Genomic DNA, 24,905 nt, shown 5'->3' on the forward strand with positions numbered 1-24,905 from the left:
CGCTACGAGCGACCACTTGCCGCGAGGCGAGCATGGCGGGTCGGTGTCATGAACGTGGAAGAGGCCCACATCACTCTGTGATGTGGGCCTCTTCCATTGAGTTCATTGAGAACAAAACGATCGCAATCCGGGGCGGCTTTCACGTACTCATCAGTAGGTGCGACGATCGGACGGCAATCCCGCGACCCACCCAGCAGTGCAGAGGAAGTCGGCCATGGCAACGGCGCCCAGCGTCTCCTACTCGATGACGGTCCGGCTGGAGGTGCCCGCGAGCGGAACCGCGGTCTCGCAGCTCACCGGAGCCGTCGAGTCCCACGGAGGCTCGGTGACCGGCCTCGACGTCACCGCGTCCGGGCACGAGAAGCTCCGCATCGACGTCACCATCGCCGCCACCTCCACCTCCCACGCCGACGAGATCGTCGAACAGCTGCGCGGCATCGAGGGCGTCACCCTCGGCAAGGTCTCCGACCGTACGTTCCTGATGCACCTCGGCGGCAAGATCGAGATGCAGTCCAAGCACCCCATCCGCAACCGTGACGATCTGTCGATGATCTACACGCCGGGTGTGGCCCGCGTCTGCATGGCGATCGCCGAGAACCCCGAGGACGCCCGCCGCCTCACCATCAAGCGCAACTCCGTTGCGGTCGTGACGGACGGCTCCGCCGTGCTGGGCCTCGGCAACATCGGCCCCAAGGCCGCCCTGCCCGTCATGGAGGGCAAGGCGGCCCTCTTCAAGCGGTTCGCCGGCATCGACGCCTGGCCGCTCTGCCTGGACACCCAGGACACCGACGCGATCGTCGAGATCGTCAAGGCCATCGCCCCCGGGTTCGCCGGCATCAACCTCGAGGACATCTCCGCCCCGCGCTGCTTCGAGATCGAGGCCCGCCTGCGCGAGGCCCTCGACATCCCCGTCTTCCACGACGACCAGCACGGCACGGCCATCGTGGTCCTCGCGTCCCTGACGAACGCCCTGCGTGTGGTGGACAAGGGCATCGAGAACGTCCGGGTCGTCATGTCCGGGGCCGGCGCCGCCGGCACGGCCATCCTCAAGCTGCTGCTCGCGGCGGGCGTGAAGAACGCCGTCGTCGCCGACATCCACGGCGTGGTGCACGCCGGCCGCGAGGACCTGGTGAGCGCCCACGCCGACTCCCCGCTGCGCTGGATCGCCGACAACACCAACCCCGAGGGCCTCACCGGCACCCTCAAGGAGGCCGTGCGCGGCGCCGACGTCTTCATCGGCGTCTCGGCCCCGAACGTCCTCGACGGCGACGACGTGGCCGCCATGGCCGAGGGCGCGATCGTGTTCGCGCTCGCGAACCCGGACCCTGAGGTGGACCCGGCGGTCGCCCGCCAGACGGCCGCCGTGGTGGCCACCGGCCGCTCCGACTTCCCGAACCAGATCAACAACGTGCTGGTCTTCCCGGGCGTCTTCCGCGGCCTGCTGGACGCCCAGTCCCGTACGGTCAACACCGAGATGATGCTCGCGGCCGCGAAGGCCCTGGCCGACGTGGTGAGCGCCGACGAGCTGAACGCGAACTACATCATCCCGAGCGTCTTCAACGACAAGGTCGCGGGCGCCGTCGCGGGCGCGGTGCGCGACGCGGCGAAGGCGGCGGGCGCGACGGCGCCGTAGCCCCGCCGCGGCCCGGCCCGTCGTAGTCTGAGGTGCGTACTGTGCGGGGATTGTGAGGATCACCACGATCCCCGCCACGGCGCGTCGCGGAACGCCCTGTGAGTGGTGAGCCTTATCGTGACGGCCGGGCTCCGGCTCTCTTCGTGTGACTCCCAAGGGTGTTCTCACGACTCCTGCGGGTGCCGGATTGGCTTTCCCGCCGCAGGTGGGGGCAGGATGCGTCTCTGGGCGCGAGCACATCGACTTTTCGCTGTGCCCAACATGCGGCCTCCGCCGCGTGGCACGCCGCAACAGCAAGAAGAACACGGGAGTAACAACATGAACCGCAGTGAGCTGGTGGCCGCGCTGGCCGACCGCGCCGAGGTGACTCGCAAGGACGCCGACGCCGTGCTGGCCGCGTTCGCCGAGGTTGTCGGCGACATCGTCTCCAAGGGCGACGAGAAGGTCACCATCCCCGGCTTCCTGACCTTCGAGCGCACCCACCGTGCCGCCCGTACCGCGCGTAACCCGCAGACCGGTGACCCGATCCAGATCCCGGCCGGCTACAGCGTCAAGGTCTCCGCGGGCTCGAAGCTCAAGGAAGCGGCCAAGGGCAAGTAAGCGCTCCGCCGAGAGCGCCGTGGGCGACTGCCGGCCGTCTGTGGCTGGTCGCGCAGTTCCCCGCGCCCCATTTCGGGGCGCGTCCGCAGCGGGCGCGGAGAACGACGACGGGGCGGCCCCTACACCCAGGGACCGCCCCATCGTCGTACCAAAAACTACCCGAGCGCCTTGCCGGGGAGTTCGACCTTCGCTCCGAGTTCCATCAGCTTCTCCATGCCGTGCCTGCCCGGGGGACAACCCCCGGACCCCCGGCCGGGGGTGCTGTCGTGGGCCGGGGCCGGGAGGCCGGGGTCAGCCGAGCGCCTTGCCGGGGAGTTCGACCTTCGCCCCGAGCTCCATCAGCTTCTCCATGAAGTTCTCGTAGCCGCGGTTGATCAGGTCGATGCCGTGGACGCGGGAGGTGCCCTGGGCGGCGAGAGCCGCGATCAGGTACGAGAAGCCGCCGCGGAGGTCGGGGATGACCAGGTCGGCGCCCTGGAGCTTGGTGGGGCCCGAGACGACCGCGGAGTGCAGGAAGTTGCGCTGCCCGAAGCGGCAGTCCGAGCCGCCCAGGCACTCGCGGTAGAGCTGGATGTGGGCGCCCATCTGGTTCAGCGCGGAGGTGAAGCCGAGGCGGGACTCGTAGACCGTCTCGTGGACGATGGACAGGCCCGTGGCCTGGGTGAGGGCGACCACGAGGGGCTGCTGCCAGTCGGTCTGGAAACCGGGGTGCACGTCCGTCTCCAGCGCGATGGACTTCAACTGGCCGCCCGGGTGCCAGAAGCGGATGCCCTCGTCGTCGATCTCGAAGGCACCGCCCACCTTCCGGTAGGTGTTCAGGAACGTCATCATCGAGCGCTGCTGGGCGCCGTGGACGTAGATGTTGCCCTCGGTGGCGAGCGCCGCGGACGCCCACGAGGCGGCCTCCAGCCGGTCCGCCAGCGCGCGGTGGTTGTAGCCGCCCAGCTTGTCCACACCGGTGATGCGGATCGTCCGGTCGGTGTCCATCGCGATGATCGCGCCCATTTTCTGCAGGACGCAGATGAGGTCCTCGATCTCCGGCTCCACGGCCGCGTTCGAGAGCTCGGTGACGCCTTCCGCCAGGACCGCCGTCAGCAGCACCTGCTCGGTCGCGCCGACCGACGGGTACGGCAGCCGGATCTTCGTGCCGCGCAGCCGCTGCGGCGCCTCCAGGTACTGGCCGTCGGCCCGCTTCTCGATCTTCGCGCCGAACTGCCGCAGCACGTCGAAGTGGAAGTCGATCGGCCGGCCGCCGATGTCGCAGCCGCCGAGGCCGGGGATGAAGGCGTGCCCGAGGCGGTGCAGGAGGGGCCCGCAGAACAGGATCGGAATACGGCTCGACCCCGCGTGGGCGTCGATGTCGGCGACGTTGGCGCTCTCGACGTAGGTCGGGTCGAGCACCAGCTCGCCAGGCTCCTCGCCCGGACGGACCGTCACCCCGTGCAGCTGCAGCAGACCGCGTACGACCCGCACGTCACGGATGTCCGGAACGTTGCGCAGCCGACTCGGCTCACTGCCCAGCAGGGCGGCGACCATGGCCTTGGGTACGAGGTTCTTCGCACCGCGGACACGGATCTCGCCCTCGAGCGGGGTTCCGCCGTGGACAAGCAGTACGTCGTCAGAGCCGTTGACGGTCATGTATCTCGCGTTCCATGGGTGGTGGATTTGGGCTTGGGCCTGAATCGGTGCAAGGGCCAGAGGAGACAGGGTAATCGCCACCGGGGCCCCTGCCGTAAGCCCAAGGTGTGCCCAGGAACGTCATAGCTGTGTCACAACACGAACGGTTCCGTGGCGGCCACGCGGGGTCACCGGGCGACGCCTCCCGGGTCCGTGCGCCCGAACCGCATCCGTGCGCCCGACCTGCCCCGCACGCCGTGCCCCCGTTGTCTCCCCACTTCAAGGGAAGATGGGGGATCATGTCTGGCATGACCGAGGTGTCCTCGCTCACAGGGCGGCTGCTCGTGGCAACGCCCGCCCTGGCGGACCCGAACTTCGACCGTGCGGTGGTGCTCCTTCTCGACCACGACGAGGAGGGCTCCCTCGGTGTCGTCCTCAACCGTCCGACGCCGGTCGGCGTGGGCGACATCCTGGAGGGCTGGGCCGACCTCACCGGGGAACCTGGCGTGGTCTTCCAGGGCGGCCCGGTGTCGCTCGACTCCGCGCTGGGCGTCGCGGTGATCCCCGGTGAGCCGAACGGCGACCGCGGGCCGCTGGGCTGGCGGCGGGTGCACGGCGCGATCGGCCTGGTCGATCTGGAGGCCCCGCCGGAGCTGCTCGCCTCGGCCCTCGGGTCGCTGCGAATCTTCGCCGGGTACGCGGGCTGGGGGCCGGGTCAGCTCGAGGACGAGTTGGTGGAGGGCGCCTGGTACGTGGTGGAGTCCGAGCCCGGGGACGTCTCCTCGCCCTCCCCGGAGAGACTCTGGCGCGAGGTCCTGCGCCGCCAGCGCAACGAGCTGGCGATGGTGGCGACGTATCCGGACGACCCTTCGCTCAACTGATCCGTGTGAGCTTCAGTACCCTGGTGCGCATGAGCACTCTCGAGCCCGAGCGCGGCACCGGTACGGGGACCCTCGTAGAACCGACACCCCAGGTGTCGCACGGCGACGGTGACCACGAGCGCTTCGCGCACTACGTCCAGAAGGACAAGATCATGGCGAGCGCCCTCGACGGGACGCCCGTCGTCGCGCTCTGCGGCAAGGTGTGGGTGCCCGGCCGCGACCCGAAGAAGTATCCCGTGTGCCCGATGTGCAAGGAGATCTTCGAGTCGATGGCGGGCGGCGACGACGGCAAGGGCAAGGGCGACAAGTAGGTCCGGAGTGCCGATGCCGAGCCCGAGGGGTGCTGATGCAGGTAGCCGTGGTCACCTTCGACGGATTCAACGAGCTCGACAGCTTCATCGCCTCCGCGCTGATCAACCGGTGCCGCGGGGACGGCTTGGAGGCCTTCGTCACGACGCCGGCGCCGGTGGTGACGTCGATGAACGGCGTCGAGGTGACCGGGCAGCGCCCGATGGAGTTCGTGGCCGAGGCCGACGTCGTGCTGATCGGCAGCGGGGTGCGGACACGCGAGGTGGTCGCCGACGACCGGATGGTCTCCAGGCTGCCGCTCGACCCGTCGCGGCAGCTGATCGGTGCGCAGTGCTCCGGCGCGCTGGTGCTCGCCCGGCTCGGACTGCTGGACGGCATGCCGGTGTGCACGGACGTGAAGAGCCGGCCCTTCGTCGAGGCCCGCGGAGTCACCGTGCTGGACGCGCCGTTCCACGCCGAGGGGAACATCGCCACGGCGGGCGGCTGCCTGGCGTCCCAGTACCTCGCCACATGGGTGATCACCCGCGCGCTCGGGGAGGACGCCGCGCGTGACGTCGTCGGCTACGTGGCTCCGGTCGGCGAGAGCCGGGAAACCGTCGAGCGCGCCCTGCGCGCCGTCCGGGCGGGCGCGGCCGCGCCGCGCTGAGAAAGATTTCCGAAGGCTCGTTCCCGAAGGCTCCGGGAGTGCACCGCAGTGCACTCCCGGAGCCTTCGTGTTGTCCTGCCGTTGCACGGAGTGCGTCCGGACGTCACAGAGTGGTTGAGACCTCTTGTGGTCGTGTTCATGAAGTCCCTAGCCTCCAGGGTGTTGTGCACAGCGAAACCGTCATTGCGCATGTTGCAACACCCCCCCAGCGGAGGCACCTCCCCATGAAGCTGTCCGTCCGTCTCACCGCCCTCGCGGCCCTCGTCCTCACCGCCGCCTGCGCCCCCCAGACCTCCTCCAACTCCTCCTCGGACACCGACGACAAGAGCGGCACCCTGCGGGTCTGGCTCTTCCAGGAAGTCGGCAACACGCCGAAACAGAAGGTCGTCGACTCCGTCGTGGCCGCCTTCGAGAAGGCGCACGACGACACCAAGGTCGACGTCGAGTACATCCCGGTCGACACCCGCGCCCAGCGAGTCAAGGCCGCCTTCAACGACCCCAAGTCCGCCCCCGACCTCATGGAGTACGGCAACACCGACACGGCCGGCTACGTCCACGACGGCGGACTCCTCGACGTCACCAAGGACTTCCGCGACTGGAACGAGGCCAAGGACACCGACCCCACGGCCAAGCAGTCGGTCACCGTCGACGGCAAGATGTACGGCGCCCCCTTCTACGTCGGCGTCCGCGCCCTCTACTACCGCACGGACGTGTTCAAGGAACTCGGCCTCGCGGTCCCGAAGACCATGGACGAACTCGCGTCCACGGCCCGCAGGATCCGCGCCGCGAAGCCCGACCTGTACGGCCTGGCCGTCGGCGGCGCCTACACCTACGGCGCGATGCCGTTCGTCTGGGCCAACGGCGGCGAGATCGCCACCGGCAAGAGCGGCTCGTACGCCGCCGAGATCGACAGCGCGGCCGCCCAGAAGGGCATCAAGGCGTACACCTCCCTCTTCTCCGACGACAACTGTCCGGCCGCGAAGTGCGCGGGGATGGGCGGCAACGACACCGTCACCGCGTTCGCGGCCGGCAAGGCGGGCATGGCGATCGGCGGCGACTTCAGCCACACCGCCGTGGAGGCCGGCAAGGTCAAGGGCGAGTACGCCGTCGTCCCGCTGCCCGGCGTCACCTCCGGCTCGATCGCACCGGCCTTCGCGGGCGGCAACAACCTCGGCGTCCTGAAGAGCACCTCGCACCGCACGCTCGCGATCCAGCTGATGGAGGCCCTGGCCTCGAAGAAGACGCAGGCGCGGCTCTTCGACGCGATGGGCTTCCTGCCGACCTTCACGGACGTCCGTGACCAGGCCGCCGCGAAGGAGCCGTTCGTGAAGCCCTTCGTGCAGACCCTGGCCTCCGGCACCAAGTTCGTGCCCGCCTCGCCCGCCTGGTCCCAGATCGACTCCCAGCTGGTCCTGCCGACCATGTTCCAGGAGGTCATCAGCGGCAAGAAGAACGTGGCGGCGGCCTCGGAGGAGGCGGCCAAGAAGATGGACGACGCGTTCGGCTCCGCCGGGTGACCGTGACCGACACGGTGGTCGTGGAGAAGGGATCCCCGCTCTCCACGACCCCGCCCCCCAGGAGGCGGAACCGGGGCGGCTGGACGCCCTGGCTCTACCTCGCCCCCGCTCTCGTCGTCCTCGCCGCGCTGCTCGCCTACCCCGTCTACCAGCTCGGCCTGATCTCCCTGTTCCGTTACACCCAGGCCCAGGTCAGCGGTGGCGAACCGACCGTCTTCAGGGGCTTCGGCAACTACGCCGACGTCTTCGCCGACAGCCGGTTCTGGCAGGTGCTGCTGTCCACGGTCGTGTTCGCGGCGGCCTGTGTGCTCTCCACGCTCGCCGTCGGCTGCGCGCTCGCCGTGCTCCTCACGCGTGTGCGTGCGCTGCCCCGGCTCGCCCTGATGCTGGCCGCGCTGGGCGCCTGGGCCACCCCGGCGGTCACCGGCTCCACGGTCTGGCTGTTCCTGTTCGACCCCGACTTCGGCCCGGTGAACCGGATCCTGGGGATCGGCGACCACTCCTGGACGTACGGGCGCTACAGCGCCTTCTTCCTCGTCCTCCTCGAAGTGGTCTGGTGTTCCTTCCCGTTCGTGATGGTCACCGTCTACGCGGGGATCCGCGCCGTGCCCTCCGAGGTGCTGGAGGCGGCCGCCCTGGACGGTGCCTCGCAGTGGCGGATCTGGCGGTCCGTGCTCGCGCCGATGCTGCGGCCGATCCTGACCGTCGTCACCATCCAGTCGGTCATCTGGGACTTCAAGGTGTTCACCCAGATCTACGTCATGACGAACGGCGGCGGGATCGCCGGGCAGAACCTGGTCCTGAACGTGTACGCCTACCAGGAGGCCTTCGCGTCCTCCCAGTACGGCCTGGGCGCCGCGATCGGCGTCGTGATGCTGCTGATCCTGCTCGCCGTCACCCTGGTGTACCTGCGACTGCTCCGGCGGCAGGGGGAGGAGGAGCTGTGAACGTCCTGCGACGCCGGCTGCCCGACGCGGTGGCGCTGCTCGTCGCCGCGGTGGTCGCCTTTCCGCTCTACTGGATGGTGCTGAGCGCCTTCAGACCGGCCGGGGAGATCGAGTCGAGCGAGCCGAGGCCATGGACTCTCGCCCCTTCTCTGGATTCCTTCCGGCGGGTGTTCGGGCAGCAGGAATTCGGCCGTTACTTCCTCAACAGCGTTGTCGTCGCGGGCGTGGTGGTGATCGCCTCCGGGCTGATCGCGTTTCTCGCCGCGACCGCCGTGACACGATTCCGGTTCCGCTTCCGGACCACCTTGCTGATCATGTTCCTGGTGGCCCAGATGGTGCCCGTGGAGGCGCTGACGATCCCCTTGTTCTTCCTCATGCGGGACTTCGGCCAGCTGAACACCCTGGGTTCCCTGATCCTGCCCCACATCGCCTTCTCGCTGCCGTTCGCGATCTGGATGCTGAGGGGGTTCGTGAAAGGCGTCCCGGAGGCCCTGGAGGAGGCCGCCCACCTCGACGGAGCGAGCCGTACACGCTTTCTGTGGCAGATCCTTTTTCCGCTCGTCCTTCCGGGTCTCGTGGCCACCAGCGTGTTTTCCTTCATCTCGGCCTGGAACGACTTCCTGTTCGCCAAGTCCTTCATCATCAGCGACACATCCCAGTCGACCCTCCCCATGGCGCTGCTGGTCTTCTACAAGCCGGACGATCCCGACTGGGGCGGCGTGATGGCGGGTTCGACGGTCATGACGATTCCGGTGCTCGTGTTCTTCGTACTCGTACAACGACGACTTGTCTCCGGCCTCGGCGGAGCGGTGAAGGACTGACGTGATGGAACTCATTCCGGCGCCAAGGCGCATCTTCCCGAACTCGCCCGGCCGGGACGTGCTGGACGAGGAGACCCAGCTGGAGACCGGCCCGGGCACCGAGGGCGTCGCCCGCTGGCTGCGGGCGACCGTCGGCGCGGCCACCGGACTCCCCCTGCGCGAGGGTGACAACGCCGACAACCGCATCGTGCTGAGCATCGATCCGGAACTGCCCCCCGAGGGCTACCGGCTCGTGGCCGACGGACAAGCGATGCGTATTCAGGGCGGCGGCGCGGCAGGCGTCTTCTGGGGCGCGCAGACCTTCCGGCAGCTCCTCGGCCCCGACGCCTTCCGCAGGGCTCCCCTGCGACCGCGCCGGGAGTGGGACGTGCCGGTGCTCTCCGTCGAGGACTCACCCCGCTTCCGCTGGCGCGGCCTCATGCTCGACGTCGCCCGGCACTTCATGCCCAAGGAAGGCGTCCTGCGCTACCTGGACCTGATGGCCGCGCACAAACTGAACGTCTTCCACTTCCATCTGACGGACGACCAGGGCTGGCGGATCGAGATCGAGCGGTACCCGCGGCTGACCGAGGTCGGCGCCTGGCGGGCCCGCACGAAATTCGGCCACCGTGCCTCACCCCTGTGGGACGAGAAGCCGCACGGTGGCTTCTACACCCAGGACGACATCCGCGAGATCGTCGCCTACGCCGCCGAGCGGCATATCTCCGTGGTCCCCGAAATCGACGTACCGGGCCACTCGCAGGCCGCGATCGCCGCGTATCCGGAACTCGGCAACACCGACGTCATCGACACCACCCGCCTCTCCGTCTGGGACACCTGGGGGATCAACCCCAACGTACTCGCCCCCACCGACAACACCCTGCGCTTCTACGAGGGGGTGTTCGAGGAAGTCCTCGAGTTGTTCCCCGCGGACGCGGGCGCGTTCTCGGCGTTCATTCACGTCGGGGGTGACGAATGTCCCAAGGACCAGTGGCGGGAGTCGGCCGCCGCGCAGGCCCGCATCAAGGAACTGGGGCTCGCCGACGAGGACGAACTGCAGTCGTGGTTCATCCGGCACTTCGACAAGTGGCTCTCCGCGCGCGGGCGTCGGCTCATCGGCTGGGACGAGATCCTCGAAGGCGGGCTCGCGGAGGGCGCGGCCGTGTCGTCCTGGCGCGGCTACGCGGGCGGGATCGCCGCCGCGCGCGCGGGCCACGACGTCGTCATGTGCCCCGAGCAGCGGGTGTACTTCGACCACCGGCAGGACGGCGGCCCGGACGAGCCCGTGCCCATCGGCTACGTCCGCACCCTGGAGGACGTCTACCGGTTCGAGCCCGTTCCCGCGGAGTTGACGCCCGAGGAGGCCGGCCGTGTGCTCGGCACCCAGGCCAACCTGTGGACCGAGGTGATGGAGGACTCCGCGCGCGTGGACTACCAGGCCTTCCCGCGGCTCGCCGCCTTCGCCGAGATCGCCTGGAGCGGCCTGCCCGCCCCCGCGGAGCGGGACTTCGCCGGCTTCGAACGACGGATGGCGGCCCACTACCGCCGGCTGGACGCCCTGGGCGTCGGCTACCGCCCGCCGGAGGGGCCGCGCCCGTGGCAGCGGCGGCCGGGTGTCCTCGGGCGCCCGATCGACGGCGTGCCGCCGAACCGGTAGCCCGCGGCGGCAGGCGTACGGCGGCCGGTGCGCGCGTCACGGAAAAAACCCGGCAGGGTCACCAAAGAGTGGCAATTCGCGCGCACCGGTGAAGCCGTACGAAAACGGAACATCTCCTGGGTGAGGTGGGCGAATGCCTCCTAGCGGACCCCCGTCTTCGGGCGTTGCGAACATGTGCCAGAGTTGCCACGTCCGCCCTGTCAGCACGTACCGTACGGCAGCACAGGCGGGACCACGTGGGACCAGGTGGGGCAGCGGGAAGGGGCAGCCGGTTTTGAGCACGCACGCACCGCAGGCGGCGCAGGCCGTCACGCTGCCCACAACGCTGGAGGAGGCGGTGGCGGCCCTCGCGGCCATGCCCGCCGCCGTGCCCGTGGCCGGCGGCACCGACCTGATGGCCGCCGTCAACTCCGGACAGCTCAGGCCCGCCGGTCTGGTCGGACTCGGCCGGATCAGCGAGATCCGCGGCTGGCAGTACCAGGACGGCCACGCCCTGCTCGGTGCCGGACTCACCCACGCCCGCATGGGCCGCCCCGACTTCGCCGCCCTCATCCCGGCGCTCGCCGCCGCCGCCCGCGCGGCGGGGCCGCCGCAGATCCGCAACGCGGGCACCCTGGGCGGCAACATCGCCACGGCCGCCCCCACCGGGGACGCGCTGCCCGTGCTGGCCGCCCTGGAGGCGACGCTGATCATCGCGGGCCCGGGCGGCGCCCGCCGGGAGATCCCGGTGTCGCACCTGCTGGCCGGTGTGGACATGCTGCGCGGCGGCGAACTCATCGGGTACGTGCGCGTGCCGCTGCTGCACGCCCCCCAGGTCTTCCTGAAGGCGACCGGCCGCACCGGCCCCGGGCGCGCCGTCGCCTCCGTCGCCGTGGTCCTCGACCCCGCCCGGCGCGGAGTGAGATGCGCCGTGGGCGCCATAGCGCCGATGCCGCTGCGGCCCCTGGACGCGGAACAGTGGGTGGCCCGGCTCATCGACTGGGACAACAACCGCGCGATCGTCCCCGAGGCGCTGAGCGCCTTCGGCGAGTACGTCGCCGCGGCCTGCATCCCCGACCCGACCCCGGGGGTGGACGGCTCGGTCCCCGAGCTCCCGCCCGCCGTACTGCACCTGCGGCGCACCGTCGCCGCGCTGGCCCGACGAGCACTGGGGAGGGCGCTGTCGTGACCGACGACCAGCACGGAGAGGGAACACCCCAGAGCGGCGGCCGCTGGGACCCGCTGCCCCAGGGCGACTACGACGACGGTGCGACCGCCTTCGTCAAGCTCCCCGAGGGCGGCATCGACGCCCTCCTGGCCGGCGACACCCCGCTCGCCGCGCCCGGCCACGGGTACGTGCCGCCGCAGATCGCGGCCGCGCCCCCCGCGCCGGACGGCACCGGGACGTGGGCGGCCCCGGCGGGCGGCGCCGAGTGGCCCGCCCCGCAGCTGCCGCCGGAGACCTCCGGGGGCGACCGGTTCACGTACCACCCGGGCGCGACCGGCCAGTGGGCCTTCACCGACAACTCCGCGGGCCACGGGGGCGGCGCGCCCGCCCCCGGCCACGACGTGACCGGGCAGTGGTCCATCCCGGTCGCGGGCGGCGACCTGCCCGACGAGTCGGGTGAGTTCACCACCTCGGCCCTGGTCGAACAGTGGGGCGGTACCCCGCCGGCCACCCTGCCGGGCGGCGCGCCCGCGCCCTGGGCGACCGGCGGCACGAACGGCGCGGGCCAGTCCTGGGCGCAGCAGGCGGAGGCGTCCGGCGCGACCGGCGTGGCGCACCCCGGTGTCCACGACCCGACCGGAACCGGGCACCCGCCGGCACCCACCGGTGCCCGACCGGCGCAGGACGCGCCCGGGTACGACCGGGCGCCGGAGCACGGCACGGCGCACGAGACGGCGCACACCTTCGACCACACCCCCGCGCACGGGACCGACTTCACGTCGGCCCGCGGGTCGGACGGCACGCCGACGCACGACACGCCGACGCACGACACCGACTTCTCGGCCGCTCACGGATCGTCCGCGCACGGACACGACGGCACGCCCGCGTACGGGGTGGCACTCGCGGAAACACCGGCCACAGAGGCCGTGGAAGGCCCGGAGGCGGCCGAGCGCGCCTCCGGGGCCGATGGGGCCGCCCGGAACGCGCAAGGCGCCCACGAGGCCGCTGAGGCCGTTCACGGGCGCGCCGGGACCCCCACCGCACATCCGACCGAACCGGCGCCCTCCGCCCCGGCCGACACGCCCGACCACGCGCGGGTGGAGGACGAGGCCGCCGAGGGAACCGAAGAGGCCGCCCAGGCGGAGGAGACCCCCGCCCCCGACGAACTTCCCCCGCCGCCGGCGGAGGAACACCCGCTCGCCTCCTACGTCCTGCGGGTCAACGGCTCCGACCGCCCCGTCACCGACGCCTGGATCGGCGAGTCGCTGCTCTACGTGCTGCGCGAGCGCCTCGGCCTCGCCGGCGCCAAGGACGGCTGCTCACAGGGCGAGTGCGGCGCCTGCAACGTCCAGGTCGACGGCCGGCTCGTCGCCTCCTGCCTCGTCCCGTCGGTCACCACCGCCGGCAGCGAGATCCGCACCGTCGAGGGCCTCGCCGTCGACGGGCAGCCCTCGGACGTGCAGCGGGCACTCGCCCGGTGCGGGGCGGTGCAGTGCGGTTTCTGCGTGCCCGGCATGGCGATGACCGTGCACGACCTGCTCGAGGGCAACCCCGCCCCCACCGAGCTGGAGGCCCGCCAGGCCCTGTGCGGCAACCTGTGCCGCTGCTCCGGCTACAAGGGCGTCCTGCGGGCCGTCAGGGACGTCGTCGCCGAACGCGAGGCCCAGGCCGCCGCGGACGCCGAGGCGGACGGCGACGAGGCCCGTATCCCGCACCAGGCGGGCCCGGGCGCCGGCGGCGTCCACTCGTCCGCGTTCGAGAACCCGGCACAGCCCCACCCGCACGACCCGGTGTACGGACAGGGCCAGGACGGAGGCCAGGCGTGACCAACGAAGCAGCCACCGCGACGACCACCGCGGAGGCCGCCCCGGCCCCCGAGCCGATCCCGCACGGCCTCGGCGCGTCGTTGCAGCCCGCCGACGCGCGCGCGAAGACCGAGGGCACCTTCCCCTACGCGGCCGACCTGTGGGCCGAGGGCCTGCTCTGGGCGGCAGTCCTGCGCTCACCGCACCCCCGCGCGCGCATCGTGTCGATCGACACGTCGCACGCGCGTGAGATGCCCGGCGTGCGCGCCGTCGTCACCCACGAGGACGTCCCCGGCAGCCCGCTGCACGGCCGCGGCAAGGCAGACCGCCCGGTGTTCGCCTCCGAGGTCGTACGCCACCACGGCGAGCCCATCGCGGCCGTCGCCGCCGACCACCCGGACACCGCGCGGATGGCCGCCGCGGCCGTCATCGTCGAGTACGAGGTGCTCGAACCGGTGACCGACCCCGAACAGGCCTTCGAGGCGGACGCCCTGCACCCCGAGGGCAACCTGATCCGGCACATCCCGCTGCACCACGGCGACCCGTCCGCGGCCGGCGAGATCGTCGTCGAGGGCCAGTACCGCATCGGCCGCGCCGACCCGGCCCCCATCGGTGCCGAGGCCGGTCTCGCCGTGCCCCGGCCCGACGGCGGCGTGGAGCTCTACCTGGCCTCCACCGACCCGCACGCCGACCGCGACACGGCCGCCGCCGTCTTCGGCCTCGCGCCCGACCGCGTGAAGATCGTCGTCACCGGTGTGCCCGGCGCCACCGCCGACCGCGAGGACCAGGGCTTCCAGCTCCCGCTCGGCCTGCTGGCGCTCAAGACCGGCTGCCCGGTGAAACTGACGGCGACCCGCGAGGAGTCCTTCCTCGGCCACGGCCACAGACATCCCACGCTGCTGCGCTACCGCCACCACGCCGACGCCGAGGGCCGCCTCGTCAAGGTCGAGGCCCAGATCCTGCTGGACGCGGGCCCCTACGCCGACACCTCCGCCGAGGCCCTCGCCGCCGCCGTCTCCTTCGCCTGCGGCCCCTACGTCGTCCCCAACGCCTTCATCGAGGGCTGGGCCGTCCGCACCAACAACCCCCCGTCGGGCCACGTCCGCGGCGAGGGCGCGATGCAGGTCTGCGCCGCCTACGAGGCGCAGATGGACAAACTCGCCAAGAAACTCGGCCTCGACCCCGCCGAACTGCGCCTGCGCAACGTCATGGCGACCGGTGACGTCCTGCCCACCGGCCAGACGGTGACCTGCCCCGCGCCGGTCGCCGAACTCCTCCAGGCCGTCCAGGAGTTCCCGCTCCCCCCGCTGCCCAAGGACACCTCCGAGGACGAGTGGCTGCTGCCCGGCGGCCCCGAGGGCGCGGGCGAACCGGGCGCGGTGCGCCGCGGCGTCGGCTACGGCCTGGGCATGGTGCACATGCTCGGCGCGGAGGGCGCCGACGAGGTCTCCACGGCGACCGTGAAGGTCCTGGACGGCGTGGCGACCGTCCTGTGCGCGGCGGTGGAGACCGGCCAGGGCTTCACCACTCTGGCCCGCCAGATCGTCCAGGAGACGCTCGGCGTCGACGAGGTGCACGTGGCGCCCGTGGACACCGACCAGCCGCCCGCCGGCGCGGGCTGCCGGGGCCGGCACACCTGGGTCTCGGGCGGGGCGGTGGAGCGCGCGGCGAAGATGGTCCGCACCCAGCTCCTGCAGCCGCTGGCGCACAAGTTCGGCATGTCCACCGAGCTGCTCCAGATCACCGACGGCAAGATCACCTCGTACGACGGAGTCCTGTCGACCACGGTCACCGAGGAACTGCACGGCAAGGAGCTGTGGGCGACGGCACAGTGCCGCCCGCACCCGACCGAGCCGCTCGACTCCTCCGGCCAGGGCGACGCCTTCGTCGGCCTCGCCTTCTGCGCGATCCGCGCGGTGGTCGACGTCGACATCGAACTGGGCTCGGTCCGGGTGGTGGAACTGGCGATCGCCCAGGACGTCGGCCGCGTCCTCAACCCGGCACAGCTGACGGCCCGTATCGAGGCGGGCGTCACCCAGGGGGTCGGCATCGCCCTCACCGAGAACCTCCGCACCCCGCGCGGCCTGGTCCGCCACCCCGACCTCACGGGTTACGCCCTCCCGACCGCCCTGGACGCCCCGGACATCCGGATCGTCAAACTGGTCGAGGAACGCGACGTGGTCGCCCCCTTCGGGGCGAAGGCGGCCAGCGCGGTCCCGGTGGTGACGTCCCCGGCGGCGATCGCCTCCGCCGTGCGCGCCGCGACCGGCCGCCCCGTCAACCGGCTGCCGATCCGCCCCCAGGCCGCGGTGGTGACCTCGCAGTGAGCGGGCCCGAGCGCTACGAACCCCCGCCGAGCGCGGGCAAACTGCTGCTGTGGATCCTGCTGTTCGTGCTGGCGGCACTGGCTGTGGTGGTGGGCGGCGTCTATCTGACGTGAGGGGTGTCGTCCTCGTCACGGGAATCAGGGCGTCCGGGAAGCCGACGGTCGCGCAGGCACCCGCCGAGCGGCCGCCCTCGGCGTCCCCACGTGCGTGGGGACGTGTTCCGCCGGATGATCGGCCGTACCCGGACACGTACCCGCGCCTCGGACTGTGGCGACGGAGCTGACGGTGGGGCAGACGGTGGAGGCGATCCTCGCGGGAAGGCAACGCGCGAGACCGTTTTGACGTCTTTCCTCAGTGGGCGGCTGGTGCCGCCGGGCGTCGTCGCAGGTCGGAGCCGTTGTCAGTGGTGCCGCGTAGGCTGCGAAGCAGTGGGACGGCGCAGGCACTTTTCACGCACGGGGGACCGATGAGCACGACCAGGACCACCACGATCATTCTCACCGAGGCCGAGTTGAGCCCGTACATCACGCACGCCCCGACACGCCGCTGGCTGACCGGCCCCGGACTGCCGGTCGAGGGCGGCCTGCTGACCTTCGAGGCCCTGCGCACGGACGGCCTGCGCACGGTCGGCGACTCCACCGGCGACCCGGAGGGCCGGCTCGCGGCGGAGCTGCGCGACCGCCTGGTGATAGGCGGCATCCTGGGCACGGACGGCCAGGAGCGCGAGTCCGTCCTGCTGGACGGCAGGACGGGCGAGATCTCGACGACGTACTTCCTGCACGACCGCCCCGACCTGATGGACACCCGCCCGCTGGCGCCCTCCCTGGAGAAGCTGGTGCGCTGCGCGACGGCGGTCGATGAACTGGCGGCCCTGCGCGGCCAGTTCGCCTCCTACGCCGGCCGGCTGGGCCCGCAGGCGGTCGCCGAGGCGAGCCGTCAGCTGCTCGCCGTGTTCGAGGACGGTGCTGCCGACGGCGAGGCGGAGCTCTTCTGGAAGCTGGCCGCGGTGATCCGCCCGCTCGCCCTGGTCGCCGGCCCCGGCACCCTCTCCGGTCTGGCCCTGGACCTGCCGTCCCGCCTCCTGGAGGACGAGTTCGGCACCGGCGAGGTCGTCCGCTTCGAGGACGTCGACTGCCCCAAGGCGCTCACCCACGCCGCGACCCGTCGCTTCCTGCGCGAGGTGGGCCTGCCGGAGGAGGTCGTCTGGTTCGCGCTGGAGACGGACATGCCCCTGCAGACCCTCGCCGAGTACTGCGCGGACGCCCGCGAGGGAGTCTTCACCCGGGAGCAGCTCCCGGCGAACGCGGACAGCCTGATCCGCCTGGGCCACCTGCTGGAGGACACCAGCCTCGTCGTGGACGGCGCCACCGGAGCCGTGCTGAGCTGGAGCGAGCCCGACCTCTGTCTGCGCCCGCTCAACGCCGACGTGTCGACCCTGGCGTTCACCCTCTGGCTGATACGCCGCGAGCGGGCGCTGGACGCGGTGCTCGAACTGACCGAGGCCTACGACCAGCTGGCCGAGACGATGTCCCGGACCCTGGCCGCGGTCGACCCCGTAGCCTGCGACCCGACCCCGAACACCCCCACCGACGACGGCTGGCGCTACTGGCCGGGGATGTTCGAGGACGAGCCGGGCGGCGGACTGTGCGCCGACTTCTAGCCGGGTCCTAGCGCCGCGGCAGGCAACGTTTGCCCGTCAAGGAGCGGCGTCCGGCGCGTGCTCCCGGCGTGCCGGGTGCAAGCCCTCGTACTGGATGTACTTGGGCTTGTGCCCGGTGCGGCGAGAGTGCGTGCCGGGCGTCGCGACGGGGCGAACGTTGCCTGCCGCGGCACTAGCGCCGGCACCTGCCGACGTCGATCCGCACGATCTGCGGGTCGTGGTCGCTGGCCTGGTCGGCGAACTCGGCGTTCAGGTGCACCACGTCGTAGTCGAAGCGGGTGACGGACGGGCTCGTGAGGATGTGGTCCAGCGTCTGCGAGTTCCCGTCGTAGACGTAGGTGTAGCGCTGGTCGGCCGGCAGGGTGGTGATCAGCGGTGTGAGGACCTTGTCGGCGGTGAGTGTCGTCACCGTCTGGGAGAACTCGTAGTCGTTGAGGTCGCCCAGCACCACGGCCTTGGCGTTCTTGTCCGCCGCGAGCAGCGACTTCACGAAGGTGTTCACCTCGGCGGCCTGCGCCTGACGCTGGGTCTCGGAGCTGCGGGCCGGCGGCTGGTAGCGGCCGTGCAGGGGCTGGTCGCCGCCCTTGGAGGTGAAGTGGTTGGCGATCACGAAGACGCTCTCGCCCTGGAAGACGAACTCACCGACCAGCGGCTTGCGGCTGTTGTCCCAGGCGTCGCCGGTCGGGTCGATCCGGCCGGGGGAGTAGCTCAGCCGCACCCCCTTCCGGGACTTCACGACGCTGGTGGCCGTGGTGGCGTCCCCGCCGGCCCGGTCGGTGAACGACACCCGCTTCGGGTTGAACAGGAACACCTGGCGGATGTTGCCGCCGGGCTCGCCGCCGTCCTGGTCGTTGGCCGGGGAGATGTAGCGCCACTGGTAGCGGGGCCCGCCGGCCGCGCGGACGGCGTCCGTGAACCGCTTCAGCGTGGCCTCCGAGGTGACCGTGCCGTCGTCGGTGGCGCCGTTGTCGTCCTGGATCTCCTCCAGGGCGACGATGTCGGGGGAGCTGAGGTTGACCGCGACGCCCTGGGCGAGCCGGTCGAACTTCTCCTGGTCGTCCAGCGCGTCCAGGTTCTCCACGTTGTAGGTGGCGACCGCCAGCTCGTCGCCCTTCTGGCGGCGCGTCACCTCCTGCTTCAGCCCGTTGTCGACGCGGGTGCCGAGCTGGGTGGCCTGGACGACGTAGCCGCCGTAGAGGGAGTAGTCGAGCGGGCCGGCGGTGGCGCCGGACAGCTCGTCGCCGACGTTGGCGGCGGGGGAGGAGCCGTCGAGGGGGACGAGCTCGAGACGGCCGGTGTTGGGCTGGTCGTAGGACGAGTACAGCGTGCCGCCGCGCGGGGTCGGGTTCTCGTCGGGCTTGACGGTCACCCAGGTCTCGCCGTACGAGTTGGACGCGCCGACGACCCGCGCGTCGGAGAACGCGACCCGCATGCCCTCGTTCGCCTCGTAGAAGTCCTGGGCGTACACGGTCGGTTCGAGCGGAAGGGACTCGATGCTGCCGCCGCCGGCGGTGGGAATGTAGGCGTCCGGAACGCTGCTCGCGGCCACGGTGACGGCGGCCGGCAGGGCGTTCCCGCTGGACAGCACGGTCGCCGTCGGCCCGGTCAGCTCGGTGACGGACTGGCTGGTGCTGCTCGGGTAGTACTCGCTGACCTTGCCGCTGACCAGCACCGAGTCCCCGACCGCCACGGTGGGCGTGACGGACCCGGTGTACACGAAGACGCCTTCGCTGGTGCGCGGGTCGGCGTCGGCCGACGGGTCCTGGATCCAGTACCCCTTCGACCCGGACGTCCGCACACCGGTGACGATGCCCGGGACCCGGGTGACGGTCTGTCCGGCGAGCGGGGAGAGACGGGTGGTGCCCTGGATGTCGTGGACGCGGACGGTACCGGGCTCGGTGGGGTCACCGCCCCCGTCGCCGCCGCCGTCGCCCGAACCGGGGCTCTCACCGGCCGAGTTGACGGGGGACGGCGTGCCGGAGGCGAGGTCGGCGGCGTTGTCGTCGGTGTCGGAGAGAGCCGGACCACGCGCCACGGAAGCGGTGTTGGAGGCCCCGGTGACCGGCCCGCTGCCCTCCCGCACGACGGCCGTGCCGTACCCCACCAGGTCCACTATCCGGCTGTCGGCCGCGCAGTCGGCGGCGGTCTTGCAGGTCAGGGCGGTGGTGCCGGAAACGAGGGCGATGGTGCCGGTGGTGGCGCTCATCGCGATGGAGCCGGTGGCGTCCGGGGTGGGCAGAGCGGTCGTACCTCCCGTCCCCGCCGCCTCGGCCACCAGGTACCGCCCGCCGGAGGCGACGGACCCGCTCAGCGCGGTCACCTGCCAGGTCGAGGAGGACGACGGCGAACCCGGCAGATACTGCACGCTGTACCCGGCCAGGTCATAGGCCGCCGATCCCGCGTTGCCGAGCTCGACGAAGTCCCGGGTGAGGGTCGCCCCCGAGTTACCGCCACCGCCGTACACCTCGGAGATCACCACCGAGGCCGACGGTGTCGCGTACGCGGCGGGCAGTGAGGTGATGGCGAACGCGCTCGCCACACCGGTGGCGATCAGGGCGTAGGCGGTACGGCGGGCTCTGCTACCTGCGGGTCTGGACACGCTGGCGGTCTCCTCGTACGTCGTGATGTACGGCCGGGTCGGTGTGGGGGGAGGCCGCCTCAAGTTACGCGCGTAGAGATGGGCTCGCCAAGAGGTCGCAGGTTAATTCCGGGGAACAGAACGGCGATTGACGCTCTTTCCGGGCGAGGGCGGCCCGGCCCGCCGGCCCCCGGGTCCGCGCCGTTCACCTTGTGGCATGACCACGGAAGCCGCGGACACGGCCTGGAGCAGGAGTGGCCGCCGCAGCGTCAGGACCTGTCCGACATCGGCCGGGATGAACGGTTGAGTACCGATTACTCACGCCAGGGCGCCACGGCCGGGGGACTCTCGTAGGGACCTACGGGCCAGGAGCCCGGAAAACGCTCCACCGGACGTCACTGGTACCGCGCCAGGGCTCACGGCTGTTGGTCCGGTCCCCAATCCCGAAGGAGTACTCGACATCATGCGTCTCACCTTGCGCAAGAACGTCGGCAGCAACATGTGCCTCCAGCCGGAGAACGGATCCACCGATCTGTTCGCGGCGATCGTCCAGAAGCCCTGCGACGGCGGCATCGCGCAGGGCTGGGAGTACCAGAGGGTCGCCACCAACCCCCACCGCTCCCACACCGCACTCGGCGGCCAGCCACCGATCACCCGTGTCAACAACCCTGCGGGTCAATACACCTAGCCCGCCCGTTCACCCGCCGCGACGTCCACTCCCCGCCGGCGCAGCAGAAAGACCGCCCGGCCGGCCACCCCACGAGTGGCCGGCCGCGGCGCGCTGTCAGAACGAGATCCCCGCGCCGATGTCCTGGCGAACCCTCGGTACTTGGGCCCGGTCTTCGGCTGGTTCACGTCGACGCGGCGGCGGCTGGTGTGTCCGTGCGTGCGTACCTCCGTGCCCTCGGGCAGCCGCACCGGCGTGGCAGCCCGGGTACGCCGGTTGCCCTCCTGGGACTCGACCTCGACGTGCTGTCCCAGAACGGTGTCCGTCATGACGGACACCTTCGGAAGATCTGCTTCCAGGGTGGGGGCACCACCACGGACCTGCGGGGCACGATTCCTGTCCTGCGAGGCTCATCAGTCGCTGAGATCTTGCCGAATGCCGTACGAGCCACTGGAGTTGAGGCCAAAACCCACAGCGCAAACGATGTTATGAGTACGTTGAGATCAAGGTTCGATCCGCTCGCCGCAGCGGCCATGACGGTCACGATCGTCGCCATCTCGGCGACGGCCCCCCTCACTGCATACGCCTCCGCCTCGCCGCTGGCCATGGCCTTCTGGCGCAACTGCCTGGGCTTCGCAGTGCTCGGGCCGTTCCTGCTGCTGCTGCGCCGCCGCGAGGTGGCGCGGGTCGCGCGCGGTGAGCGCGGCGTCCTGCGCCGGGAGCAGTGGCGGCCCCTGGTGTTCGGCTTCCTCGCGGCGACCTCGCTCACCCTCCACTTCGCATCCTTCATGACGAGCACCCGGCTGACCTCGGTCGCCATGTCCACGGCCCTGGTGGCCACGCAGCCCGTCTGGCAGGCCCTCATCGCCTCGGTTCAGGGCGTCCGGACGGCCCGCAGGGCCCGGGTGGGGCTCACGCTCGCCGTGGTGGGGGCTGCCGCCGCCGCGGGGCTCGACATCCGGTCCGGCGGTACGGCACTGGTGGGAGACCTGCTCGCCCTCCTCGGGGCGATCTCGCAGGCCGGGTACACGGCCCTGAGTGAGAAGTCCCGCGCGGACGTGAGCACACCCCTGTACTCGGCGTTCACGTCACTGGTCTGCGGTGTACAGCTCCTCGGTGTCTGCTGGCTGGCCGGCATCCCGCTGACGGGTTTCGACAGATCCACCCAGCTGTCGCTGCTCGGGCTGCTCATCCTTCCCCAGATCTTGGGGCTCGGTTCGCTGAACTTCGTCCTCGGCAGGACATCGGCGACGACGACGAGCGTCCTCCTCCTGCTGGAGACGCCCGTGGCCGCGCTCGCCGCGTGGTGGCTGATGGACCAGGGCATCAAGCCGGGGACCATACCGGGGCTCGCGCTGATCATCATCGGCGTCACGGTGGCGGTGACGAGCGGCAGCGGGGAACGTCAGTACGACCCCCGCGTGGTCATACCGCCGTATCCGGCATACGCGCCGTCCATACCCCTACCGCACTTCCCATCCGATACCTTGACGCTCCGCCGCAGTCCCGCACGGGATCCCAGAGTGATCTGGTCGAGGTACTCCGAGAGCGAGACTCCGACGATCACGCTCACCTATCACGGCGCGGGAGCCTTCGACACCCTGACCTTGCGTCGGCCGCGGCCCGCGCGGAACGAGGAGCCCGGGCGGCCGTAGCCCGGTGGATGCGGTGCTTGCGGGAACCCGACTCGCTCACGCCCAGGACGCGGGGTGAGACGGGAACCGAGACCACTGGAGGCCGTGGCGGGAATCGAACCCACGTAACTCGCTTTGCAGGCGAGCCCCTGAACCACTCGGGCACACGGCCGTTCACCGGGTTCTGTTCGCTCTGAACCGGTGGAACGACCGTACGGGCCTGGTGGAGGCAGGCTCAAGCACATCGGGTGGGGTGCAACGGGACTGCCATACGCCGTTCATGAAAGCGGTGAAGGCGGAGGCGGCGGCGGTGGGGCGTACGACCAAAGGCTCAGAGGGAGATCCGACTCCTGACAGGGGTCAATGTCAGTGGTGGACCTTACTCTGGCGGGCATGGCTGCTCTGGAACCCCGTGACACCGGTGTCGCAGAGGAGGCGGTCGGGCAGGAGAGTCCTCGTTCGGCCGCCGAGGAGACCGTCCTCGGACGGGAGTTTCTTGCGCTGACCGTCGGGATCGTCTCCGTCGTGCTGCTCATCGCCTTCGAGGCGACCGCGGTGGGGACCGCCATGCCGGTGGCGGCCCGGGAGCTGGGCGGGCTGTCCCTGTACGCCTTCGCCTTCTCCGGGTACTTCACCACCAGCCTGTTCGGCATGGTGTTCGCCGGGCAGTGGTCGGATCGGCGGGGGCCGCTCGGGGCGTTGAGCTGCGGGATCGGGGCCTTCGGGGCGGGACTGGTCCTGGCCGGCAGTGCCGGGAACATGTGGGTGTTCATCTTCGGGCGGGCCGTGCAGGGGCTGGGAGGCGGGCTGGTCATCGTCGCCCTGTACGTGGTGGTGGGGCGCGCTTATCCGGAGCGGCTGCGGCCCGCGATCATGGCTGCCTTCGCCGCCGCCTGGATCGTGCCGACCATCGTCGGGCCGCTCGCCGCGGGCGTGGTGACCGAGCGCCTCGGGTGGCGGTGGGTGTTCCTCGGGATGCCCGTACTCGTTCTGCTGCCGCTGGTGCTCGCCCTGCCTCGGATACGGCGGCGGGCCGGCGGGCCCGTGCACAGCGCCGACGGCCACGCGCCCTCCTTCGACCGGCGGCGGATCCGGCTCGCGCTCGGGATTTCCGCCGGCGCCGGTCTGTTGCAGTACGCCGCCCAGGATCTGCGGCCGCTCTCCGCGCTGCCCGCCCTCGCCGGGCTCGCGCTGCTCGGGCCCGCCGTGCTCGGGCTGCTGCCGCGCGGAACCTGGCGGGCGGCCCGGGGGCTGCCCTCCGTCGTGCTGCTGCGCGGGGTGGCCGCGGGTGCCTTCATCTCCGCGGAGTCGTTCGTGCCGCTGATGCTGGTGACGGAGAGGGGGCTGAGCCCGACCCTCGCCGGGTTCTCGCTCGCGGCCAGCGGGGGGACCTGGACGCTGGGGTCGTGGGTGCAGGCGCGGCCGCGGGTCGAGCCGTACCGGGAGCGGCTGATGACCGTGGGGATGGTGCTCGTGGCCGCGGCCATCGCCACCGTGCCCAGTGTGCTGATCCACTCCGTGCCGGTCTGGACCGTGGCCGTCGCCTGGGGGTTCGGCTGTTTCGGGATGGGGCTCGTCATCTCCTCCACGAGCGTGCTCATGCTGCAGTTGTCCGCTCCGGAGGAAGCGGGGACCAACTCCGCCGCCCTGCAGATCTCCGACGGCCTGTCCAATGTGCTGCTGCTGGCCGCCGGGGGTGCCGCGTTCGCGGCGTTCGGCGGGGGGAGCGTGGCGCATGGCGCCGGTACGGCGGGTGGGGCGGCTCCGGATCCGGCGGCCTTCGCCGCCGTCTTCCTGCCGATGACCGCCGTGGCCCTGGTCGGGGCCTGGGTGACCACCCGCTTGCGGGAGCGGAAGCCGTAAACCGCTGGCCCGCCGGACGGCTCGCTCCTAACCTCTTTTCCCATGCGGTCCTTCAGCCTTCCCCCCGACCTCGGCGAATCCCTCGCCGACCTCGCCGATGCCACCGGCCGCCTTCCGGAGGACATCGCGCTGGACGCCGTACGCGCGCGGCTGCGGGAGGAGGAGACACGGGTGCGGGACACCGCCGAGCGGCTTGCGGGGGCCCACGGCGAGCTGTTGCGGAGGCTCGGCGAATGACCCGCCACCTCACCGTCGCCGACGTCACCGGCATCGCGCGGATCGCCTTCGGCGGACGACCGCCCGAGGAGCGGGCCCCGGAACTGCTGGTCTCCGCCGTGTACCGGCCGCGGGCCCGGATGTTCGGTAGGGCTGCCTACGACGACCTCCACGAGCAGGCCGCCGCGCTGCTGCACGCCATCGCCGCGAACCACCCCTTCGTGGACGGCAACAAGCGGACCGCGTGGCTCGCCGCCGTGACCTTTCTCGCGCTGCACGGAGTGGACCTTGCGGGCTGCGACCAGGACGCGGCGTACGACCTGGTCATCGAGGTCGCGTCCGGTGCGGAGTCGGACATCGGGGTGATCGCGGAGCGGCTGCGGGCGCTGTGACGTGGATCC

General features: G+C 71.3%; 21 protein-coding genes and 1 tRNA gene. 18 read left to right on the forward strand and 4 right to left on the reverse strand.

Annotated features, from left to right (window positions below):
- The first annotated feature begins 214 nt into the window (after nucleotides 1–214).
- Both ABT057_RS16880 and ABT057_RS16885 read left to right on the forward strand, forming a co-directional pair.
- Entirely contained in the window at nucleotides 215–1,633 is a 1,419-nt protein-coding gene (locus tag ABT057_RS16880) for an NAD-dependent malic enzyme (protein ID WP_352343796.1), read from the forward strand.
- Nucleotides 1,634–1,951: 318 nt separating this feature from the next.
- Nucleotides 1,952–2,233: an HU family DNA-binding protein gene (locus tag ABT057_RS16885; protein WP_004000874.1), complete on the forward strand. Its 282-nt coding sequence runs from the start codon at nucleotides 1,952–1,954 to the stop codon at nucleotides 2,231–2,233.
- A 291-nt stretch (nucleotides 2,234–2,524) separates the two neighbouring features.
- Here ABT057_RS16885 and murA read toward each other — a convergent pair whose 3' ends face one another.
- On the reverse strand, nucleotides 2,525–3,871 hold the full coding sequence (murA, locus tag ABT057_RS16890) for a UDP-N-acetylglucosamine 1-carboxyvinyltransferase (protein WP_352343798.1): 1,347 nt from the start codon (nucleotides 3,869–3,871) through the stop codon (nucleotides 2,525–2,527).
- A gap of 287 nt (nucleotides 3,872–4,158) precedes the next feature.
- Between murA and ABT057_RS16895 the strand changes: the two genes are divergently transcribed.
- The 11 genes from ABT057_RS16895 (at nucleotide 4,159) to ABT057_RS16945 (ending at nucleotide 17,546) form a co-directional block, all read left to right on the forward strand.
- Nucleotides 4,159–4,731 carry a YqgE/AlgH family protein gene (locus tag ABT057_RS16895; protein ID WP_352343800.1) on the forward strand — a complete coding sequence of 191 codons (573 nt, stop codon included), beginning with the start codon at nucleotides 4,159–4,161 and terminating at the stop codon, nucleotides 4,729–4,731.
- 29 nt (nucleotides 4,732–4,760) lie between these two features.
- The gene (locus tag ABT057_RS16900; RefSeq protein ID WP_352343802.1) at nucleotides 4,761–5,042 is read left to right on the forward strand and encodes a DUF3039 domain-containing protein; all 282 of its coding nucleotides are present in this window, start codon (nucleotides 4,761–4,763) and stop codon (nucleotides 5,040–5,042) included.
- A 35-nt stretch (nucleotides 5,043–5,077) separates the two neighbouring features.
- Nucleotides 5,078–5,686 carry a DJ-1/PfpI family protein gene (locus ABT057_RS16905; RefSeq protein ID WP_352343803.1) on the forward strand — a complete coding sequence of 203 codons (609 nt, stop codon included), beginning with the start codon at nucleotides 5,078–5,080 and terminating at the stop codon, nucleotides 5,684–5,686.
- A 224-nt stretch (nucleotides 5,687–5,910) separates the two neighbouring features.
- Entirely contained in the window at nucleotides 5,911–7,203 is a 1,293-nt protein-coding gene (locus tag ABT057_RS16910) for an extracellular solute-binding protein (protein ID WP_352343804.1), read from the forward strand.
- A 14-nt stretch (nucleotides 7,204–7,217) separates the two neighbouring features.
- Entirely contained in the window at nucleotides 7,218–8,150 is a 933-nt protein-coding gene (locus ABT057_RS16915) for a carbohydrate ABC transporter permease (protein WP_502973933.1), read from the forward strand.
- Nucleotides 8,147–8,971 carry a carbohydrate ABC transporter permease gene (locus tag ABT057_RS16920; RefSeq protein WP_352343805.1) on the forward strand — a complete coding sequence of 275 codons (825 nt, stop codon included), beginning with the start codon at nucleotides 8,147–8,149 and terminating at the stop codon, nucleotides 8,969–8,971. Before ABT057_RS16915 ends, ABT057_RS16920 begins: the two co-directional genes overlap by 4 nt.
- Before the next feature lie 4 nt (nucleotides 8,972–8,975).
- A complete protein-coding gene (locus ABT057_RS16925; protein WP_352343806.1) occupies nucleotides 8,976–10,607 on the forward strand; it encodes a beta-N-acetylhexosaminidase in 1,632 nt (543 codons plus the stop codon).
- A 274-nt stretch (nucleotides 10,608–10,881) separates the two neighbouring features.
- Nucleotides 10,882–11,775, forward strand: coding sequence for an FAD binding domain-containing protein (locus ABT057_RS16930; protein ID WP_352343807.1), 894 nt, complete (start codon nucleotides 10,882–10,884; stop codon nucleotides 11,773–11,775).
- The gene (locus tag ABT057_RS16935; RefSeq protein ID WP_352343808.1) at nucleotides 11,772–13,580 is read left to right on the forward strand and encodes a 2Fe-2S iron-sulfur cluster-binding protein; all 1,809 of its coding nucleotides are present in this window, start codon (nucleotides 11,772–11,774) and stop codon (nucleotides 13,578–13,580) included. The genes ABT057_RS16930 and ABT057_RS16935 overlap by 4 nt, the downstream gene beginning before the upstream one ends.
- Nucleotides 13,577–15,886 (forward strand): xanthine dehydrogenase family protein molybdopterin-binding subunit, encoded by a 2,310-nt coding sequence (locus tag ABT057_RS16940; protein ID WP_352343809.1) that lies wholly within the window; start codon nucleotides 13,577–13,579, stop codon nucleotides 15,884–15,886. The genes ABT057_RS16935 and ABT057_RS16940 overlap by 4 nt, the downstream gene beginning before the upstream one ends.
- A 466-nt stretch (nucleotides 15,887–16,352) precedes the next feature.
- Complete coding sequence (locus tag ABT057_RS16945) at nucleotides 16,353–17,546, forward strand: SUKH-4 family immunity protein (RefSeq protein ID WP_352343810.1); 1,194 nt, start codon at nucleotides 16,353–16,355, stop codon at nucleotides 17,544–17,546.
- Between the two features lie 172 nt (nucleotides 17,547–17,718).
- Here ABT057_RS16945 and ABT057_RS16950 read toward each other — a convergent pair whose 3' ends face one another.
- The gene (locus tag ABT057_RS16950) at nucleotides 17,719–20,145 is read right to left on the reverse strand and encodes a DUF8508 domain-containing protein (protein ID WP_352343811.1); all 2,427 of its coding nucleotides are present in this window, start codon (nucleotides 20,143–20,145) and stop codon (nucleotides 17,719–17,721) included.
- 442 nt (nucleotides 20,146–20,587) lie between these two features.
- Between ABT057_RS16950 and ABT057_RS16955 the strand changes: the two genes are divergently transcribed.
- Nucleotides 20,588–20,812 carry an RICIN domain-containing protein gene (locus ABT057_RS16955; protein WP_352343961.1) on the forward strand — a complete coding sequence of 75 codons (225 nt, stop codon included), beginning with the start codon at nucleotides 20,588–20,590 and terminating at the stop codon, nucleotides 20,810–20,812.
- On the opposite strand, the gene ABT057_RS16960 is transcribed toward ABT057_RS16955, so the two are convergent.
- Nucleotides 20,809–21,120, reverse strand: a complete 312-nt coding sequence (locus ABT057_RS16960; protein ID WP_352343812.1) for a dsRBD fold-containing protein — start codon at nucleotides 21,118–21,120, stop codon at nucleotides 20,809–20,811. The genes ABT057_RS16955 and ABT057_RS16960 overlap by 4 nt on opposite strands.
- A gap of 168 nt (nucleotides 21,121–21,288) precedes the next feature.
- Here ABT057_RS16960 and ABT057_RS16965 point away from each other — a divergent pair, with 168 nt between their 5' ends.
- Complete coding sequence (locus ABT057_RS16965) at nucleotides 21,289–22,446, forward strand: DMT family transporter (RefSeq protein ID WP_352343813.1); 1,158 nt, start codon at nucleotides 21,289–21,291, stop codon at nucleotides 22,444–22,446.
- 76 nt (nucleotides 22,447–22,522) lie between these two features.
- Here ABT057_RS16965 and ABT057_RS16970 read toward each other — a convergent pair.
- Nucleotides 22,523–22,597, reverse strand: a tRNA-Cys gene (locus ABT057_RS16970).
- A gap of 221 nt (nucleotides 22,598–22,818) precedes the next feature.
- On the opposite strand from ABT057_RS16970, the gene ABT057_RS16975 reads away from it, so the two are divergent.
- Genes ABT057_RS16975 through ABT057_RS16985 form a run of 3 tightly spaced genes read left to right on the forward strand, consistent with a single transcriptional unit; the run spans nucleotide 22,819 to nucleotide 24,896 of the window.
- Complete coding sequence (locus ABT057_RS16975) at nucleotides 22,819–24,288, forward strand: MFS transporter (protein ID WP_352343815.1); 1,470 nt, start codon at nucleotides 22,819–22,821, stop codon at nucleotides 24,286–24,288.
- A 42-nt stretch (nucleotides 24,289–24,330) separates the two neighbouring features.
- Nucleotides 24,331–24,525, forward strand: coding sequence for a hypothetical protein (locus ABT057_RS16980; RefSeq protein WP_352343816.1), 195 nt, complete (start codon nucleotides 24,331–24,333; stop codon nucleotides 24,523–24,525).
- The gene (locus tag ABT057_RS16985; RefSeq protein ID WP_352343818.1) at nucleotides 24,522–24,896 is read left to right on the forward strand and encodes a type II toxin-antitoxin system death-on-curing family toxin; all 375 of its coding nucleotides are present in this window, start codon (nucleotides 24,522–24,524) and stop codon (nucleotides 24,894–24,896) included. Before ABT057_RS16980 ends, ABT057_RS16985 begins: the two co-directional genes overlap by 4 nt.
- Nucleotides 24,897–24,905: the final 9 nt, after the last annotated feature.

Origin of the sequence: Streptomyces sp. NPDC002588 (genome assembly GCF_040295925.1) — a bacterium.
Taxonomy (GTDB): Bacteria; Actinomycetota; Actinomycetes; order Streptomycetales; family Streptomycetaceae; genus Streptomyces.